The 17,048-nt window shown below is 34.4% G+C and carries 16 protein-coding genes; 7 read left to right on the top strand and 9 right to left on the bottom strand.

What is annotated here, in order from left to right:
* Positions 1–8: 8 nt before the first annotated feature.
* Both HH304_RS06240 and serA read right to left on the bottom strand, forming a co-directional pair.
* Positions 9–1,088, bottom strand: a complete 1,080-nt coding sequence (locus tag HH304_RS06240; RefSeq protein ID WP_169679067.1) for an aminotransferase class V-fold PLP-dependent enzyme — start codon at positions 1,086–1,088, stop codon at positions 9–11.
* Positions 1,089–1,362: 274 nt separating this feature from the next.
* Entirely contained in the window at positions 1,363–3,258 is a 1,896-nt protein-coding gene (gene serA / locus HH304_RS06235; protein ID WP_169679065.1) for a phosphoglycerate dehydrogenase, read from the bottom strand.
* Positions 3,259–3,556: 298 nt separating this feature from the next.
* Here serA and HH304_RS06230 point away from each other — a divergent pair, with 298 nt between their 5' ends.
* Complete coding sequence (locus HH304_RS06230; RefSeq protein ID WP_169679063.1) at positions 3,557–4,417, top strand: hypothetical protein; 861 nt, start codon at positions 3,557–3,559, stop codon at positions 4,415–4,417.
* 118 nt (positions 4,418–4,535) lie between these two features.
* Entirely contained in the window at positions 4,536–5,906 is a 1,371-nt protein-coding gene (locus HH304_RS06225; protein WP_169679061.1) for an NAD(P)/FAD-dependent oxidoreductase, read from the top strand.
* Between the two features lie 5 nt (positions 5,907–5,911).
* On the opposite strand, the gene HH304_RS06220 is transcribed toward HH304_RS06225, so the two are convergent.
* The 3 genes from HH304_RS06220 to HH304_RS06210 are packed head-to-tail and all read right to left on the bottom strand — an operon-like array spanning position 5,912 to position 9,088.
* On the bottom strand, positions 5,912–7,285 hold the full coding sequence (locus HH304_RS06220) for a two-component system sensor histidine kinase NtrB (RefSeq protein ID WP_169679059.1): 1,374 nt from the start codon (positions 7,283–7,285) through the stop codon (positions 5,912–5,914).
* A gap of 3 nt (positions 7,286–7,288) precedes the next feature.
* Entirely contained in the window at positions 7,289–8,695 is a 1,407-nt protein-coding gene (locus HH304_RS06215; protein WP_169679057.1) for a sigma-54-dependent transcriptional regulator, read from the bottom strand.
* 30 nt (positions 8,696–8,725) lie between these two features.
* Complete coding sequence (locus HH304_RS06210; RefSeq protein ID WP_169679055.1) at positions 8,726–9,088, bottom strand: response regulator; 363 nt, start codon at positions 9,086–9,088, stop codon at positions 8,726–8,728.
* Between the two features lie 253 nt (positions 9,089–9,341).
* On the opposite strand from HH304_RS06210, the gene HH304_RS06205 reads away from it, so the two are divergent.
* Genes HH304_RS06205 through HH304_RS06185 form a run of 5 tightly spaced genes read left to right on the top strand, consistent with a single transcriptional unit; the run spans position 9,342 to position 11,856 of the window.
* Positions 9,342–9,728, top strand: a complete 387-nt coding sequence (locus HH304_RS06205; protein ID WP_169679053.1) for an arsenate reductase family protein — start codon at positions 9,342–9,344, stop codon at positions 9,726–9,728.
* Complete coding sequence (locus tag HH304_RS06200) at positions 9,725–10,183, top strand: ferritin family protein (RefSeq protein WP_169679052.1); 459 nt, start codon at positions 9,725–9,727, stop codon at positions 10,181–10,183. Before HH304_RS06205 ends, HH304_RS06200 begins: the two co-directional genes overlap by 4 nt.
* Positions 10,184–10,212: 29 nt before the next feature.
* Complete coding sequence (locus HH304_RS06195; RefSeq protein ID WP_169679050.1) at positions 10,213–11,067, top strand: universal stress protein; 855 nt, start codon at positions 10,213–10,215, stop codon at positions 11,065–11,067.
* A 29-nt stretch (positions 11,068–11,096) separates the two neighbouring features.
* Positions 11,097–11,336, top strand: a complete 240-nt coding sequence (locus tag HH304_RS06190; protein WP_169679047.1) for a YtxH domain-containing protein — start codon at positions 11,097–11,099, stop codon at positions 11,334–11,336.
* A gap of 1 nt (position 11,337) precedes the next feature.
* Positions 11,338–11,856 (top strand): Dps family protein, encoded by a 519-nt coding sequence (locus HH304_RS06185; RefSeq protein WP_271711523.1) that lies wholly within the window; start codon positions 11,338–11,340, stop codon positions 11,854–11,856.
* Between the two features lie 69 nt (positions 11,857–11,925).
* Here HH304_RS06185 and HH304_RS06180 read toward each other — a convergent pair whose 3' ends face one another.
* From HH304_RS06180 to acs, 4 genes are all read right to left on the bottom strand, one after another.
* Positions 11,926–12,456, bottom strand: coding sequence for a collagen-like triple helix repeat-containing protein (locus tag HH304_RS06180; protein ID WP_169679045.1), 531 nt, complete (start codon positions 12,454–12,456; stop codon positions 11,926–11,928).
* Between the two features lie 81 nt (positions 12,457–12,537).
* Positions 12,538–13,185 carry a 3'-5' exonuclease gene (locus tag HH304_RS06175; protein WP_169679044.1) on the bottom strand — a complete coding sequence of 216 codons (648 nt, stop codon included), beginning with the start codon at positions 13,183–13,185 and terminating at the stop codon, positions 12,538–12,540.
* Between the two features lie 6 nt (positions 13,186–13,191).
* A complete protein-coding gene (locus HH304_RS06170; protein ID WP_169679042.1) occupies positions 13,192–15,114 on the bottom strand; it encodes a DUF294 nucleotidyltransferase-like domain-containing protein in 1,923 nt (640 codons plus the stop codon).
* Between the two features lie 38 nt (positions 15,115–15,152).
* Positions 15,153–17,042, bottom strand: coding sequence for an acetate--CoA ligase (gene acs, locus HH304_RS06165; protein ID WP_169679040.1), 1,890 nt, complete (start codon positions 17,040–17,042; stop codon positions 15,153–15,155).
* Between the last annotated feature and the right edge of the window lie 6 nt (positions 17,043–17,048).

Below are 17,048 nucleotides of genomic sequence, written 5' to 3'. Positions count from 1 at the left end.
TCTACCCTTTATTGAAAGTCATTTAATTTATCAGTAAGCATTTCTATTTGTTCTTTTCCAGTGGCCGGAAAATTTGCTATTCTGATGTGATTATTTTTAAAACTACCATAACCACTGCCAATTACCATGCTTTTGGCCTTTAAAAAATTGATTATTTCTATTGATTTATCATTGGTTTCAAAAATACAAACCGTGTTTGATCTTAGCTTTTCATTTTTTACAAATGGATTTAATAATGGATGAGTTTGCAATCCATAATATAAAACTCCGGCTTTATATAAAGTTTCATTTCTGATTTGACCAATTCCTTTATTTAACATATCACCTACAACTTTTCCAAGTAAGTAAATTCCAAGTACATTAGGTGTTTCAATTGTCTGGTGATCTTCAGCTTTTTTAGCCATGGCCAATAGCTTGTGGTAGGAGCCAGTAATTATTTTTTTTGACTCTAACTCTTCAGCTTTTTTTATACATCTGTCGTTTACAATCCAAACTCCTAAGCCAGCAGGCAGGCCAAAACATTTTTGAACCGAGAAATAAGCTGAATCGATTTGATCATAAGGTAGTTCAACTATAGGAAGTGATGAAACAGCATCTACTGCTATTAACGCCTGAGGGAATTTTTTTCTGATGCTAATTATATCTTCTATTGGTTGTGATACACCAGTAGAAGTCTCGTTATGTGTTATAGCTACTAACTCAACTTCATTATCAGCTTTAATTGTGTCAGGAGAGACTACAGATCCTTCTTCAGCATTGTATATAATAGTTTCTTTGCCATATTCTGCTGCAATTTCAGCAAAACGTTTACTGAATGCTCCATTAACAAGGTGTAGAGATTTTTTTCCAACTGTATTTTGAACCAGTCTTTCCCAAATTTCATTAGCAGAGGACGTAAACAAAATTGAAAAATTATCAGGAATACCCAGTAGCATTCTTAAGTTATCCTCAGTTTCTTTATAAATGCCTTTAAATGTGGCAGATCTATGAGAATCAGAAAGATAACCCTTGCGTAAAGCTTCTTTAATATGAAGATTAACTGTCGGGTAGATTGCAGAAGGACCTGGTGTGAAATATAGTTGAAGCATAAAGTTCAAATTTTGTGCAAAAGTCGAAAATAAATTGAAAGGTTCAAATTATGCTGGTAATAATTTTCTTTCCTAACTTTGCATTAAGGCATCGGGACGTTTTGCGACTTTGAACATTATTAACAATACCGGGTGAATCCTGCCGCGAAACCGGGCCTCAACCTACTTGTAGGTCTTCTGTTTTTACAGGAGTTAACAGTGGATGGTTGACCGGAAAGGGATAGCCCAAATCCTGCTAATTTAGCAAGGTCTGCAACTATCCCCGATGTCTTTTTTAATATAATACTCTGAATTTGACTGTCCCGTCAATAGCTTTTAATGCACTAATTACTTCCTTGTCATATTGTTTGTCGATATCAGTAATTACATAACCGATTTTTTCGTTGGTTTTCAGGTACTGACCCATGATGTTTATGTCATGCTCTAGCAATACGTTATTCATTTTAGCCATTATCCCCGGCTTATTTATATGAATATGAATAAGTCTGTGTGCATTTTCTAATGTTGGTAATTGTAGATTAGGGAAATTAACACTGTTTGTTGTGCTTCCGGTATTGATGTATTGTATGATTTTCCCAGGTACAAAGTCTGCTATGTTTTTTTGTGCTTCCAATGTACTTCCTCCAATGTGGGGAGTTAATATCAGGTTAGGTAACCCAAGTAATTCAGAAACAAACGGATCATCATTTCCTTTAGGTTCTTCAGGAAATACATCAACGCCAGCACCTCTAATTTTTCCTGACCTTATATTATCTGCCAAAGCCTTAATGTCAACAACCTGACCACGACTTAGATTTAGGAATACAACACCTTTCTTCATCATGCTAAATTCTTTTTCACCTATGATATTGGTGTTTTCAGGTCTTCCATCGACATGAAGAGAAATCACATCTGAAATAGAAAGTAATTCTTCCAGGGAATTGCATTTTGTAGCATTTCCAAGAGCCAGTTTTTCTTCAATGTCATAGTAGTGAACATCCATTCCAGCCCCTTCAGCCAAAATTGATAATTGAGCTCCGATGTTACCATATCCGATTATACCTAATTTTTTGCCCCTGATTTCAACACTCCCTGTTGCTGATTTATTCCACTCGCCATTGTGCATAGCAATATTTTTATCTGGAATATTTCGCATTAACAGGATAATTTCTCCCAGTGCAAGTTCAACCACAGATCTGGTATTACTATATGGGGCATTGAATACTGCCACGCCTTTTTCAAGACATGCTTCAAGATCTATCTGGTTTGTCCCAATGCAGAATGCTCCGACAGCAATTAATCGATTAGCATGTTCCAGAACCTTTTTAGTTACCTGAGTTTTAGATCTGATTCCAAGAATGGATACATTTTTAATCTTTTCACATAATTCATCTTCATCCAGTCCTGCCGGGTAGACTTCAACGTTATATCCTTCTTCTATCATGCCATTTACGGCATCTTGATGGATATTTTCTAATAGTAAAACGTTAATCCTGTTTTTCGGGTAACTAATTGCTGTGTTCATCTTATTTAAATATAGGATTTCATCTAGACTAGGAGCAATGTGGTCTGCCTTATCGAGCACATTGCCACGACTTACATTTTCGGTGAAAGCATAAAACTTGTTTGCTAATCCAGATGCTTTTATTTCATAATCTGTATAACCATCTCCAATAACATAAATGTCTCCTTGTAGTTTGAGGTTTTTTAATAAGGTGACTTTTCCATTGTCTTTTGCCAAAACATTAGATTCATCAAACCCGATTATATTATTTTCCTCATCATAGCGGAATTCATTGGCATAAACATTTTCAGGCTTAACACCCATTTCTTCAACTACCGGAAGGATAAAATCCTTAAACCCACTACTAACGATATAAATATTTTCAGAGTATTCTTTAAAAAAGTCTCTATTTCTCTTAAAACTACTCGAAACCTCAGTTTTTAGTCTTTCAGAAAGCTTATTGACATCACTTTTATTTGCTTTTAGGAGAGCTATTCTCTTCTTCAATGAATCTTCAAAGCCTAGTTCCCCGCTCATTCCTTTATCAGTAATCTCTTTTACTTCCTTAACAACAGAATGCTTATCAGCGTGATTATTAAGAGCCATTTCAACAAGAAGGTCCAGCCCTTCTACTTTTGTAAATGTACTGTCAAAATCGATTACAAAATTCTTCACTGGAGGTGTCATTTAATAGATTGATCTTTTTTTACAAAAATAGAAATTATTTGTTCCCAATGATAATAATTGAAGTTCTCAAATAGAAAATTCAGTTATTGATAATTTGATACTACTTACATAAGGTATAATTTTCATTTTGTCTAAAATATTTACAGCCGAATATTATTTTGTTAATATAACAAGCGTTCGTAAATAACTTTTTTGGCTTTTTGGGTTACTATTTGTCAAAGATTTGAATATATTTTTGAACTGAGATTAAACCTTTAATCATTTTTTGTCTCTAACACACTAAACAAACTTTTTAGAAATGATGTTCAAACGCAAAATTCAACTAACAGCTATGGCAGTATTAACTGCTTTATCTTTCACTTCATGTTTAAATAATGAGGATCCGGCTACTACTGAGCAGGAACAGGCAATATCTGCAGAAGCTGATATTGAAGAACAATATACAGATCTTGATCAGGTAATATATGATGCCTTTGATATTCAGGGAATGGGTCCTGAGGGTGCCAGAGTATTAGCAACAGACAAAAATAATACAACCTTAAAGTGTGCAACAGTAACCTGGGATCATAATGTAGAAACTGGTGGCGGAACATTTAAAATTGATTTTGGTACTGATGGATGTACGGGTCCTTATGGTAGAACAAGAACTGGTATTGTTAATATTTCTTATACAGGTGGTTATTGGCAATCAGGCTCGGTAATTACTACAACTCTTGAAAATTATGCGGTAAATGGAGTTATGGTAGAGGGAATCAGAGTGGTAGAAAATGTTACAGATACAGGTATGCCTACATTCAAAATCACTCTAACGGGTGGAAAGCTAACTTTTCCAAATGAAAATACTGCGACTCGTTCGGCAAGTCGATTCAGAGTTTATGACTTCAGTAATATGGAGCTATTAATTTATGGTACTTCTGAAGGAACAAACAGGTTTGGAACTGACTATGTTGTTACAGTAGATTCTCAATCTCCAATTGTATTTAGTACAGGTTGTCAGCCAAACGGAAGATATTTCCCGGTAAGTGGTATTCAAACAATTACCAGATCTCGAAATGGAAATGCATTAAGTAATGTGGTAGTAGATTATGGTGAAGGAATTTGTGACTCGAAAGTTTCAGTTACAACAGATAACTGGACAGGTGAAATAACAATTAAGTAAGTATATAGATTTCAATTGGAAGCCGATGATTTTTCATCGGCTTTTTTTTGTGTTTTTTGGAACATGGTATCTGTCAGATCGTTTAAGAAGTATGTATTTTTTAATCAACTGACAATCTATGAACCACTCACAAACCGGGAATTTTAATTTCGAACCAGACAACCTTTCCATACCTTCTACTCATAAGAAAAGAATAGTAATTATCGGTGGAGGATTTGCAGGTATTAATTTTGTTGAAAAAATAAATACTAAACTTTATCAGGTAGTTTTATTTGACAGGTATAATTATCATACTTTTCAACCTTTATTGTATCAGGTAGCTACTGCCGGGTTAGAACCTGATAGTATTTGTGGTCCACTTCGTAAGGTTTGTAAAAGTAAAAAAGACCTTTATTTCAGAATGTTAAAAGTTCAGCGGGTAGATACCAAAGAGAAGAGGGTTCACACGCTGCTTGGATCATTGGAATACGACTATTTAATTATAGCTACCGGAGCAAAAACTAATTACTTCGGAAATGATAATATTGAAAAGCATGCTTTTCCTTTAAAACAAGTGGTGCATGCACTTGAGTTGCGTTCACAGTTATTTCAACTTTTTGAAAAAGCTGAGTTACGAAGAGGGACCGATGAAGTTGATAGGTTGTTAACATTTGTTATTGTTGGAGGTGGACCTACAGGAGTAGAAATGGCAGGGGCATTAGCTGAAATGAAAAAGCATGTTTTACCACATGATTATCCTGAAATTGATTTCACCAAAATGAAAGTTTATCTACTGGAAGGCGTAGATAGATTATTACCTGCCATGTCTGAGTCTTCTTCAGAGTCATCAAGAAAATATCTGGAGTCTATGGGCGTAGATGTTCGATTAAATACGTTTATGAAGGATTACGATGGAAGAACTGTTGTTTTAGATAATGGTGAGGAAATATTAACCGATACAGTTGTTTGGGCAGCAGGTGTCAAGTCTAACATAATAGATGGTATTGATGCCGATTTGAATAAAGGTAGATTTCATGTTGATGAATATAATCGTGTATATGCTCCTGGAAATCAGTCAGTATATGAGAATATCTACGCTTTAGGAGATGTTGCATTTCAGTTCAGTGAGCAATATCCAAATGGACTACCGGGAGTTGCTCCTGTTGCAATACAACAAGGTGATTACCTGGGGAAATCATTTAACAGAATAGCAAAGAATAAAGAAGTTCGTCCATTTAATTATTTAGATAAGGGAACGATGGCAACAGTAGGAAGAAACAAAGCTGTTGCAGATTTACCATTAAATATTCGTTTTTCAGGATTTATTGGATGGGTCACCTGGATGTTTGTTCATTTGATGTATCTTATCGGATTTAGAAATAAATTAGTGGTATTTGTAAATTGGTTATGGAGTTACTTAAACTATGATAGAGGTATACGTCTTATTATCAGACCAGCCCAAAAAAATTGGGAAGAAACCGATGAGCTAATAGAGAAATCATTACAATAAATTCATTATTCTGCAACGGGCAGACAAATGACAAACTTGGTTCCACGGCCTTGCATACTAGTGAGGTCGATTGAGCCATTATGTTCTTGAATTATGGTATGAACTGTTGTCATTCCAAGGCCAACCCCCTGCTTTTTATTGGTGTAGAAAGGGTCAAATAAGTGTTCTTGTTCTTCATTGGTCATGCCCTTCCCATTATCTTCAAGGATGATAAAGAATTTGCTGTCGAATACATTGCTTGTAATGCTAACTTTACCATGATCATGTTCAATAGCTTCAATGGCATTGATCAATAGATTATTAAATGCAATTTCAAGCCTTTCTTCATTTCCATTAATTCGTTTGGATTGTTTTTCCGGGTTGATGTCCAGAGAATATTTTATATCCTTTAATTGTATCCTGTCCTGAATAGTTTTGAAAGAGTCCATAATTACTTTTTCCGGATTGATAAGCTGTTTTGAATTTATCTTTTCAGGGTTTGATGATTTTAAAAGCTTATCAATGAGCAGATTAATTCTCTCGGTATTCCTTTTAATCATATCAGTATACAAGTCAAACTCATCATCGGTGCCTTCATGACTTTCAACCAATTGTTCTAATGCCAGATTTACATTCGTAATCGGGTTTCGTATTTCATGAGCCATAGCCCTGGCCATCCTGCTGGTCATTGAGATTTTTTTGACTCTATTAAGCACTTTTTCAGCTTTTTTTGTAATTGTATTATCATGATAAAGAGCATGAAAGCCTGTTATGTTTTTATTATTGTCTTTTATTGGAACGACATTCAACATGCCTTCCAGATTCAAATTTTCAAATTCAACTTTGACACTCATATTATCAATCGGTAAACCTACATTTATCGCATTGATAACTTTGCTTACAATATTTTCAGGAAATAAATCTTGAAACATAGTTTTTCCGGCTTTTGCATTTGGCCCGAAAAGCTCTTTAAATGCTTTGTTAACGAGTTTGATGTTCCCTTTTATATCAGCAATTAAAATAGGATCTAATGATTCATGGAAGAGATTTTTATACAGAATCTCTTCTTCTATTAATTTAGAACGGTAATTGAATTCCTCTATAACCTTGTGCTTGAAAATATTTAAAAGAGAGCAGTTAATGTCCTCTTCACGAACATGATATTGATTTTCAGATAATTTATCTGGGTCAAAATCACCAATAACAATACCTGGTTTCTCGATTTTATTTTTGATTATTGGTTTTGCAAGGTGGTCAGCTATATAGAAATCATAAGGAATATCCATACCGTCTGAAAGTATTATTTTATAGTTTTCAGCCCAATGTTCAATGATTGATTTTGTGTTAGGACTAATTTTCTCATTGAGTAATAATAGACAATTGAAAGACCTGTTCTTCATATATTAATCTGACGGAAGGTTAAAGCTTTTTAGTTTATTATATAACGTTTTACGATCTATATTTAGAAGATCAGCTGCCTTTGATTTATTGTAGCCAACCTGCTTTAGAGCCTTAATAATTACGCTTTTTTCGGCTTCCATGGCAGCTACCTTTAAATCTAGAGGTAAATTTTTCATGAAGTTTTCTTCCGGAGGATCAGGAATGTACTCAACAACCATTTGAGGCAAATGCTTTTGAGTTATTTCATCATCATTGCAAAGCAGTACAGCTCTTTTAATGACATTTTTCATTTCTCTTAAATTACCATGCCACTGATATCTCATTAAAGATTTCATTGCTTTCGCAGAAAAACCTTTTACTTCTTTATCCAGATTGTTGTTTGCTTCATTAAGAAAAAAATCGGCAAATTCAGGAATATCGTCAGTTCTTTCTCTTAAAGGGCTTATGTGAATACTAAACTCATTTAACCTGTGATAAAGATCTTCCCTAAAATTATTAGATGAAATCATATCTCTAAGGTTCTCGTTTGTAGCCACAATTATCCTTACATCAATACTTATGGTGTCATTACTACCAAGACGTTTGATTTCCTTTTCCTGAATAGCCCTAAGAAGCTTAACTTGATTTTCATACGATAGATTACCAATTTCATCCAGGAAAATGGTTCCTGTATTTGCTACCTCAAAAGAACCTTTTTTGTCTTGTAAAGCACCTGTAAAAGCACCCTTGATATGACCAAATAATTCTGATCCGGCCAAGTCTTCAGGCAGTGCTCCACAGTCGATAGCAACAAATGGTTTGTCACTTCTTTTACTGTTTTCATGAATTAAACGAGCAGCTACTTCTTTCCCTGTACCTGTTTCTCCAGTTAAAATTACACTTATATCGGTTGGAGCAACTAACTTGATGTGATCAAAAACTGTTTTAGAATTATCGGATGTTCCCAAGACATAGTTATTTGTTTTTAAAGCCTTTTTTGTGGGCTTTTTTGAAGGCTTGGGTTCAGTGGATTGAGAAAGATGATTTTGTTTGAGCTTTTCTTTTCTTTTTTCTAATGCCTGAATAACTGATTGATATATTTCATCAGTATAAAGAGGTTTTGATACATAATCAGATGCACCTAATCTAATTGCATTTACAGCAGTTTTTATATCTGAATATCCAGTAATGATCAAAACAGCCATGTCAGGTTGAAAGATTTTTAGCTTTTTCATTAAAGTGATGCCATCCTCATCAGGAAGTCTTAGGTCAATTAATGAAAGGTCTATTTGATTTTGACGAGCATATCGAAGAGCATCTTCACCATTATTGCAGGAATAACATTCAAATCCTTTTTTTTCAAGAAATGAGGTTAAAATAGTGCATAAATCCTGTTCATCATCAACAATTAGAATTGATTGTTTGGTCATAAAAGTTTTCTAAAATAAATATATGTCTTATTATAATTCCTCATTATTTATGGCTTCAAAGATTTCTTTCTTTGAAAAAGGTTTAGAGATAAAACCATCAGCCATTGATTGTTTGAGATCAGAATCTTCAGGTGTTTCCCGTGCACTTATTAAATAAACAATTGCATCATTACTTTTCTTTTTGAGTCGTGTTGCCAAAGAATAACCATCGCCATCAGGTAAATTAATATCGATAAATGCGATTGATTTGTTTTTAATTTCATCAATAATTTTCTCTGCAGTTTCATGAGAATAGGCAACGGAAACATCAAATCCTTTTTTCTCCAACATTGCCGATAATATCATACAAATATCCCTTTCATCATCAACCACCAAAACACTTTTTTTATCCATCTCAGCTCTGTTTTATGTTTAAAAAATCAGTTTAAATCAATCAAAATTCATTCCGATTGCAATAATCCGGAAACATGATAATACTATTAATACAAAAAGTCTTAGAGGACTATGTTTTTCTACACTTAATGTGTAAAAAAATCCACACAATTGCTAATAAAACGGTATAAAATTGCCTTTTAACCTCTTTAAATGAGTTGGAATGGTTTTTACATAATATTTAATGAATAAAAATTATTGAAGATTTAATCAAATGGAACTGCGACAAAAGGAAATAAAATTATTGATTCATCATTATAAAGAATTAGATAAGAAAGCTTTGGGGTATGCTGAACTTTCTCCTAATGCAGTTCAAATTGTAAACTTAGATCAGGAGAGTTTAACTCCGAGAATGATAAAAGAAATCATAGATTTATTAGGAGTGGATGTGTCAAAAATTATTGATAGAAACTCAGATACATTTATTGATAAATTTAAAAATGTTGAGTTATCAGAGGAAGATTGGTTGAGAGTTTTATCGGAGAAAAATGATTTGATTAAAACACCGATAGTTCTGTCCGAAGATAAAAATATGATAGTTGATGCCCCTTCAAGGTTGTTGGAATTTAGGGATGAATATTTAAAACCAGTGGAAAAATGACATCACAAGAAAAGTCAATTAATCAAGTGTATTCTGCGATTTGTCATTCAAAATCAATTTATGAGAAAGCCGCAGATGCTGCACATAGTATATCATTGAAATCTGATCTTCTTGAACTGGCTAAGGAAAGAGAAGTGTATGCTAAAAGATTAAAAGATTATATGACTGGGCATGGATACACAGTGACATCGACTACCAATTTTGATTTGGATAATTGGTATGAGAATCTGGAAATAGCGATGAGTAATCTTTTTGTAGAAAAAAATACTCCAAATTTATTAAAGCACGTAATCAGAGCTGATGAAGTGCTTGATAAAACGATAAGTAATTGCAGAGAGGAGCTTGTTGGACAGTCGGAGGACGGACTAACAGAAGAACTTGATGTAATTAAAGCACATATAGACCAGGAAATTGAAATAACCAAGGAACGGTTATCTCATTACGGTTGGCCATAGAAGACATCATCAATTTAACCTGAAAAATTATGAAACGAATACTTGTACCAACAAACTTTACTAAAATTTCCCGCATTGGACTGGAAGCTGCTTTAAGAGTAGCTAAGAAGCATAATGCAGAGTTATATCTTGTTCATTTTTTCCAGGCTTCCGGAGATTCATTTTCGGTATCCGGGGATACTTCGATACATCAAGGAGTATCTGAATCTGATTTGTTTAAAGCAGAGCTAATACGAGCTAGTAATAAAAGAATGAACCGAATCGTTGATGAATATGCTAGCGAAGGCGTTAGAATTATTCCGTTGTTAAATGAAAATGGTTTTAGAGCTGGGATTGAGCATATATGCGAAAGATACGAAATTGACATGATTGTCATGGGTTCTAGTGCCGAACGTACTTTTGTTGAGAAATTCAAAGGAAATCACGCTGAACGAGCAGTTGAATATGGTCATTGTCCGGTTTTAATTGTAAAAGAAAATTTACCGGAGAAGAAGTTTCAACGGATTATGTTGACTTATGACCTAAAAAATCATGACAAGGAAGTAATTCATAAGGCTAAAGAGTTTGCAGACAGTTTTGGTATGGAAATTTACTTAATCCATATATATGATGATCCTGCAAAATCAGAGAAGGAGATGGAAGCTCGATTGAAGTCTTTTGCTGATGAACATGAACTGACAAACTGCCGAATAGTTAGTTATTATCATAAAGATACCGCAAAAGGTATAGCCTTGGCGGCGAAAGAATTACAAATAGATACGATAGTATTATTATCAAATCATCATAATTATTTATCCCGGTTCTTTTTAAGTACAACAACCGAGGAAGTTTTGGAAGATGCCAATCAATATATAATGGCAGTTCCAAATGTTATTCACGAATAAATTATCTAAAACTTAAAATTTAATTCACTATGGACGAAAATGTAAAAATTGTTGCCGGATTTATTGTTGGAGCAATGGCTGGTGCAGCTGCAGGTTTACTTTTAGCACCCGAAGCCGGAGATAAAACAAGACAAAAACTTGTGAAAGAGGCTGAAGGATATAAAGATAAAGCAATGTCAGCTTTTAATGGTAAGCTGGATGAATTAGCAAGCTCAACAAAAGAATTAGTTAATACCGCGAAAAGCCAATTGAAAGTTAAAGAATCATAATATGAATTCTGAAGTGACGATGAAAAGTGTAGACATAAGTAAAAAGAATACATATACAAAACTTGGATATGATAGTGAGGACGTAAAAGGAATAGTTGAGGCTATGAACCTTGTCCTCGCTAACTATCATGTATATTTTCAAAAACTCAGGAATTATCACTGGAATGTTACCGGAGTAGACTTCTTTGATCTTCATGAAAAGTTTGAAGAGCTTTATACCAGGGCATTTGAAGATATTGACAATATCGCTGAACGAATTAGAGTTTATGGTGAGAAACCAATGAGTTTAATGAAAGACTATTTGGAAAACGCAGAGATATCCGAAACCGGAACTGACCTGTCTTCTGATGAAATGATTGCGGATGTATTGCATGACATTGAATTAATGTTAGGTTTTTTTATGGATGCAGTCAATGAATCAATTGATATTGGTGATTTAGCAGGAGAGAGGATGTTTAATGATATGGTGAGGTTTTTTGAAAAAGAACATTGGATGTTAACTGCTTTTGCAAGTAAGTAACTAGTAAAAACAATATAAAAAGGGGTAAACTAAACTGGTTTACCCCTTTTTTATTAGACTCAATGTATATTATTTAAGTTTTATGATATTTTCATCAGTGATATTAAGAGCTTTTGTAACTTCTTCATAATTAGTTAAGTCTAGTCTTGCACCAAAATCTGCTGGTATAACTATAACCCTGAATATCTGATTTTGAGTAAAGCCGGTAGGGAGTAAACTTAAGTCAGCATTTGGAGCTGCATCTAAAAATATTATCACGTCCTCAAAAGTATAATCAAAGTTATAGGTAAAGCTTGGAGTGGTATTGTAAACTGTTTGAGGTAAAGGTCTCCAAACATCATTACCTTCAAATACTTCCCATAAAATATAGGTGACAATTATATCTGTATCAATAATATCAATTGATTGAGGAATAGTGAAACTATTTGCATAGTTGTTCGATGAGGTGAAGTTTACTTCTTGAGTTTCAAATCCCTGAGCATAAACAAGTCCTCCGTCTTGTCCTTGTGGGCCTTGAGGTCCTGCAGGTCCACGTGGACCTTCGCATGCACCTAATACAATAAATAAAATTGGGATCAATAGTTTAATATATGGTTTCATAAGCTAATATTTTAAAAGTCTGATATTAAGTTACCAATAATCAGGCCAAAAAAATATGTCTCAGATTTTATAATTTAATTCTCAGGAGGTTAAGATTAGAAATAATTTTGCAGTGAGAATTGAATCTCCTAAAGCGTTATGTCTATCGTATGGAGGGATATTGTATTTGCTCAATAATTTATCAAGACTATAATTTGCCGGGTTGAAGTTTACATTATTTAATCTTCCAAAGTCCTTTTTAACAGCCAAATCAAATGTGTCAATTGAGTTATTTTTTATTTTGATTCCCAGATTTTTATAGATCAGGTTATTGATCATTTTTATATCAAAGGCTGCATGGTGGGCAATTATCGTATAGTTTGAAATGAACTTAAGTATTTGCTTTGCAGCTTCATATTCAGAAATACCAAAATCAGTTACTTCCTTTTGGCTTAACCCATGTACAATTGCTGATTCTTCCTGTTTGTTAAGTTCCTTTTCCGGTAGGATAAAAAGGTAAATTGAATCCTTTAAAACTATTTTCTGATCTTGAATTTTAACTGCTCCAAAGCTTATTATATTATCTTTTGAAGTGTCTAATCCTGTTGTTTCTGTGTCAAGTACTACAAACTGATTCTTTGGAGAAGAATTGTTGGTAGAAAACAATTCAAGATAATCTAATGCATCTTTAGAAAGACTTTCCCGATTATCATTATTAATTCCCAGAATATTCTTCAAAAATTTTAGCATCGAACTTTATTTTGCCAGAAAGCCTAAATTGAATCTGATTTCTAATATTTTTTGAATTTCTCCGATTATTTTGAAACAGTCTTTCAGTGCATTTTTTTCAAATTGATTTAGTGAATCAGGGTTAATAAATCTACCATTGTCTTTATTGAGAGCACCAAACTTAGCGCGTAATTTCAAAAGAAATTCATAAGCTTCAGCACCTCCATTTAATAATTTTGAATTTTTCACATCCTCACCTGCAGCGACTTTAAAGCGTTCTATTGTGTTAGTGGCATTGTTATTTACTGAGGAATATGCAAATACTCTGGCAGCATCAGCTAATGGCATCAGTGCTCTGGCTTTAATGTCGAATAACTCCTTATGTTCTCCAGATTTTTCTACAATAAACTTTCTGAAGAAACTAAGAGGAGGAGGGTTTTGCAATGCATTTCCTGCCAAGTGGTTGAGGAAAGACTCATGTTTAGAGATCAGCTTATTTGTAGAATCATAAATTGATTCAAGTAATTTGTGGTTACCTAATATCGGACGGAAATCAAAAAATATAGTCGAATGCATTAATGCATCGGGTACAGGTGTGGTTATCCAGGAACTAAATATTTCATTCCATTTACTTTCACTGTTATTCCATTTAGGATTTGATGCCATCATTTCGGCAGGGCAGTAGTCAAAACCTATGGCATTTAAGTTGTCAACTGCTGCTTTTGCTAATTCTAATAAATTGCTAATCTCAGACTGGTTTAATGAATTGTCATAAATTAACGCATTGTCCTGATCTGTTTTGATTATTTGTTCTGACCTTCCCATAGAACCTAATGCAAACCAGCACCATTTATTAGAATCAGGTATGTTTTCAGTTTGATTGAGTGCTAATGTTATGGCCTTTTTGGTAAGCTCATCATTTAAAGTTGTGATTATTTTACTTACTTGTTCTATAGGGAAATCTGCTTGAATATAATTTCGAGATATCTCAGAAACTCTCGAAGAAAGATTTTTAAGCTGATCTAATGTTTCAACTATTTTGATATTTCTCAATAAAATATCCGGTTTGTCACCTTCAAAAAGCATTAAGTCTTTATGTGATACTACTGTGATTACAGGACTATCATGTGCGTTAGTTTTTGTGATAGCAATATGATGAACACCTTTTTCCAACATTATTTGCTGGAGCTCTGATACCATCTGGTTACTTCCTGCCTTAATAACAGGGGATGTCATTACCTCTTTGACTTTAGTATCATATGAAATATTATTAGCAATCACTTTTCTGAAATCATTGTCAGTAATTATTCCAATAGGGATCAGTTTTTCATCAACAATTATTACAGAACCTACTTTTTCGTTGATCATTAATTCAGCAACATTTTTTAAGCTGCTTTCTTTGTCTACTGAAACCAGTTTTATTTTAACTTTTAACTCAAGTAAATCTTCAATCCTGAAAAGGTGAGATGGCTTTATGTTTTTTAATTCTGAGAAATTGTTTGAATGGGGATTATTTACCACATCCCTTATTATAGTTTGTCCTCCTGCCAGTCCGGAAGCAAAAAAAGCAGCCCACTGGGCATTTTGATTTAGTTCCTGATTAATCAAATCACCAGGTATAGCATAGATAAAGCTTTCTTCAATAGTTTTTGCAGAAAGAACAAAGTTGTTTCCGGATAATACCGAGCGTACACCAAAGATGTCACCTTCAGCACAAGTGTCTGATAAATCATCCTCTGAACTATAGATGTTGACTGATCCTTTTTCAACAAGGTATAATAAGTTTGTAGCCGGATCACCCTTCTTAAAAAGATAGGTGTCTTTTTTGAAATACAATATTTCGGTATGGAAGGCTATTTCTTCAACTTCCTCCTTAGAAATCAATGAAAATGGAGCAAATCCACTCATGAATTCTGCAACACGTAGTACAGCAGGGTTCTTTGGTTTCATATAAAAAAAGAGCAGGTTTTTAGACCTGCTCTATATTGTTATTTACTGCTTTCAATTATTTTTTCAACAACAGTTGGATCTAAAAGGGTAGAAGTATCTCCAAAATTATCCGTACTTCCTTCTGCAATTTTTCTTAGAATTCTTCGCATAATTTTCCCACTTCTAGTTTTAGGTAGTCCCGGAACTATTTGAATCTTATCAGGTTTGGCAATAGGTCCGATTATGTTCGAAACCATATCCCTGATTTCATTGGTAAGGTTTTCTTCCGTACGTGTGGACAAATCGGCAATTACAAAGGCATAAATACCTTGGCCTTTAATGTCGTGAGGATAACCAACCACGGCAGACTCAATAACACGAGGATGTTCGTTGATAGCATTTTCAACTTCCGCTGTTCCCATTCTATGCCCCGATACATTGATTACATCATCAACACGGCCAAGAATTCGGTAGTACCCATCATGATCTCTTTTTACTCCGTCGCCAGTGAAATATAAGCCCTTAAAGGAACTAAAGTAGGTTTGTTTACATCGCTCGTGATCGCCATAAGTAGTCCTTAGCATTCCCGGCCATGGATATTTTATGCATAAATTACCTTCAACACCATTTCCTTTTAATTCGTTGCCATCATTATCGACAATTATAGGCTGAACTCCAGGAATTGGAAGTGTCGCAAAGCTGGGTTTATTAGGTGTGATTCCCGCTAAAGGTGAAATCATTATGCCTCCGGTTTCTGTTTGCCACCAGGTATCAACGATAGGACATCTCGATTTACCAATGTGAGTATGATACCAATGCCAAGCTTCTTCGTTTATTGGTTCACCCACAGTGCCTATAACTTTGAGAGAATCCAGCTTATGTTTTTTTACAGGGTCAAGTCCATGAGCTTGAAGTGCTCTAATAGCTGTTGGTGCAGTATAAAACTGATTTACTTGATATTTATCTACAATTTCCCAGAATCTTCCGGCATCTGGCCAGGTAGGGACACCTTCAAACATCAATGAAGTTGCACCTGATAATAATGGCCCATAAACGATGTATGAGTGACCGGTAATCCAGCCGACATCAGCTGTACACCAGTAAATGTCACCTTGCATATATTGAAATACATTTTGAAAGGTAAACGCAGTCCACACCATGTATCCACCACAAGTATGCACCACTCCTTTTGGCTTACCTGTAGATCCGGAGGTATAAAGAATGAAAAGCATATCTTCAGCATCCATTGTTTCAGCTTCACATTCCATTGATTGGCCTTCGATAGCTTCATGCCACCATACATTTACTTTATCATTCCATGCTACGTCCTGTCCTGTTCGCTTATAAACGATTACTTTTTCAACCGTTGAAGTCTTTGTAAGAGCTTCGTCTACTACATCTTTAACAGGGATAGATTTTGAGCCTCTGAAGTTACCATCAGATGTAAGCACCATTTTAGCCTCGCAATCATTAATGCGATCTGCCAGCGAAGTAGAACTGAATCCGGCAAAGACAACTGAATGAACTGCTCCAACCCTGGCACAGGCAAGCATTGCTATTGCAGCTTCAGGAACCATAGGCATATATATAATAACTCTGTCGCCTTTCTTAATTCCTTGTGCCTTCATGGCATTTGAAAACTGGCACACCTGCTCATAAAGTTCTTTATAAGTAAGAACTCTATTTTCTTCTTTTGGATCATTTGGTTCCCAAATTATAGCAGGCTTGTCTTTCATGGTATAAAGATGCCTGTCTAGGATGTTTTCTGTGATGTTTAACTTACCACCCTGAAACCATTCGATTTTTGGCTCATCGAAATTCCAGTTCAGAGTTTTAGACCACGGTTTTTTCCAATAGAATTCATCGGCAATTCTATTCCAGAATTCTTCCGGGTTGATAATACTTTTTTGATACTCATGAATGTAACCGCTTAGTGTTTGGATTCTCATGGTTAA

The sequence above is a fragment of the Marinigracilibium pacificum genome, from assembly GCF_012926615.1.
GTDB lineage: Bacteria > Bacteroidota > Bacteroidia > Cytophagales > Cyclobacteriaceae > Mangrovivirga > Mangrovivirga pacifica.
Note: the sequence above shows the minus strand (reverse complement) of the source record. Positions and strands in the feature narration are given on the sequence as shown.

Excerpts from the sequence above, each read along its gene's own strand:
- HH304_RS06240 (WP_169679067.1), bottom strand. The coding sequence starts at position 1,088 with ATGCTTCAACTATATTTCACACCAGGTCCTTCTGCAATCTACCCGACA.
- serA (WP_169679065.1), bottom strand. The coding sequence starts at position 3,258 with ATGACACCTCCAGTGAAGAATTTTGTAATCGATTTTGACAGTACATTT.
- HH304_RS06230 (WP_169679063.1), top strand. The coding sequence starts at position 3,557 with ATGATGTTCAAACGCAAAATTCAACTAACAGCTATGGCAGTATTAACT.
- HH304_RS06225 (WP_169679061.1), top strand. The coding sequence starts at position 4,536 with ATGAACCACTCACAAACCGGGAATTTTAATTTCGAACCAGACAACCTT.
- HH304_RS06220 (WP_169679059.1), bottom strand. The coding sequence starts at position 7,285 with ATGAAGAACAGGTCTTTCAATTGTCTATTATTACTCAATGAGAAAATT.
- HH304_RS06215 (WP_169679057.1), bottom strand. The coding sequence starts at position 8,695 with ATGACCAAACAATCAATTCTAATTGTTGATGATGAACAGGATTTATGC.
- HH304_RS06210 (WP_169679055.1), bottom strand. The coding sequence starts at position 9,088 with ATGGATAAAAAAAGTGTTTTGGTGGTTGATGATGAAAGGGATATTTGT.
- HH304_RS06205 (WP_169679053.1), top strand. The coding sequence starts at position 9,342 with ATGGAACTGCGACAAAAGGAAATAAAATTATTGATTCATCATTATAAA.
- HH304_RS06200 (WP_169679052.1), top strand. The coding sequence starts at position 9,725 with ATGACATCACAAGAAAAGTCAATTAATCAAGTGTATTCTGCGATTTGT.
- HH304_RS06195 (WP_169679050.1), top strand. The coding sequence starts at position 10,213 with ATGAAACGAATACTTGTACCAACAAACTTTACTAAAATTTCCCGCATT.
- HH304_RS06190 (WP_169679047.1), top strand. The coding sequence starts at position 11,097 with ATGGACGAAAATGTAAAAATTGTTGCCGGATTTATTGTTGGAGCAATG.
- HH304_RS06185 (WP_271711523.1), top strand. The coding sequence starts at position 11,338 with ATGAATTCTGAAGTGACGATGAAAAGTGTAGACATAAGTAAAAAGAAT.
- HH304_RS06180 (WP_169679045.1), bottom strand. The coding sequence starts at position 12,456 with ATGAAACCATATATTAAACTATTGATCCCAATTTTATTTATTGTATTA.
- HH304_RS06175 (WP_169679044.1), bottom strand. The coding sequence starts at position 13,185 with ATGCTAAAATTTTTGAAGAATATTCTGGGAATTAATAATGATAATCGG.
- HH304_RS06170 (WP_169679042.1), bottom strand. The coding sequence starts at position 15,114 with ATGAAACCAAAGAACCCTGCTGTACTACGTGTTGCAGAATTCATGAGT.
- acs (WP_169679040.1), bottom strand. The coding sequence starts at position 17,042 with ATGAGAATCCAAACACTAAGCGGTTACATTCATGAGTATCAAAAAAGT.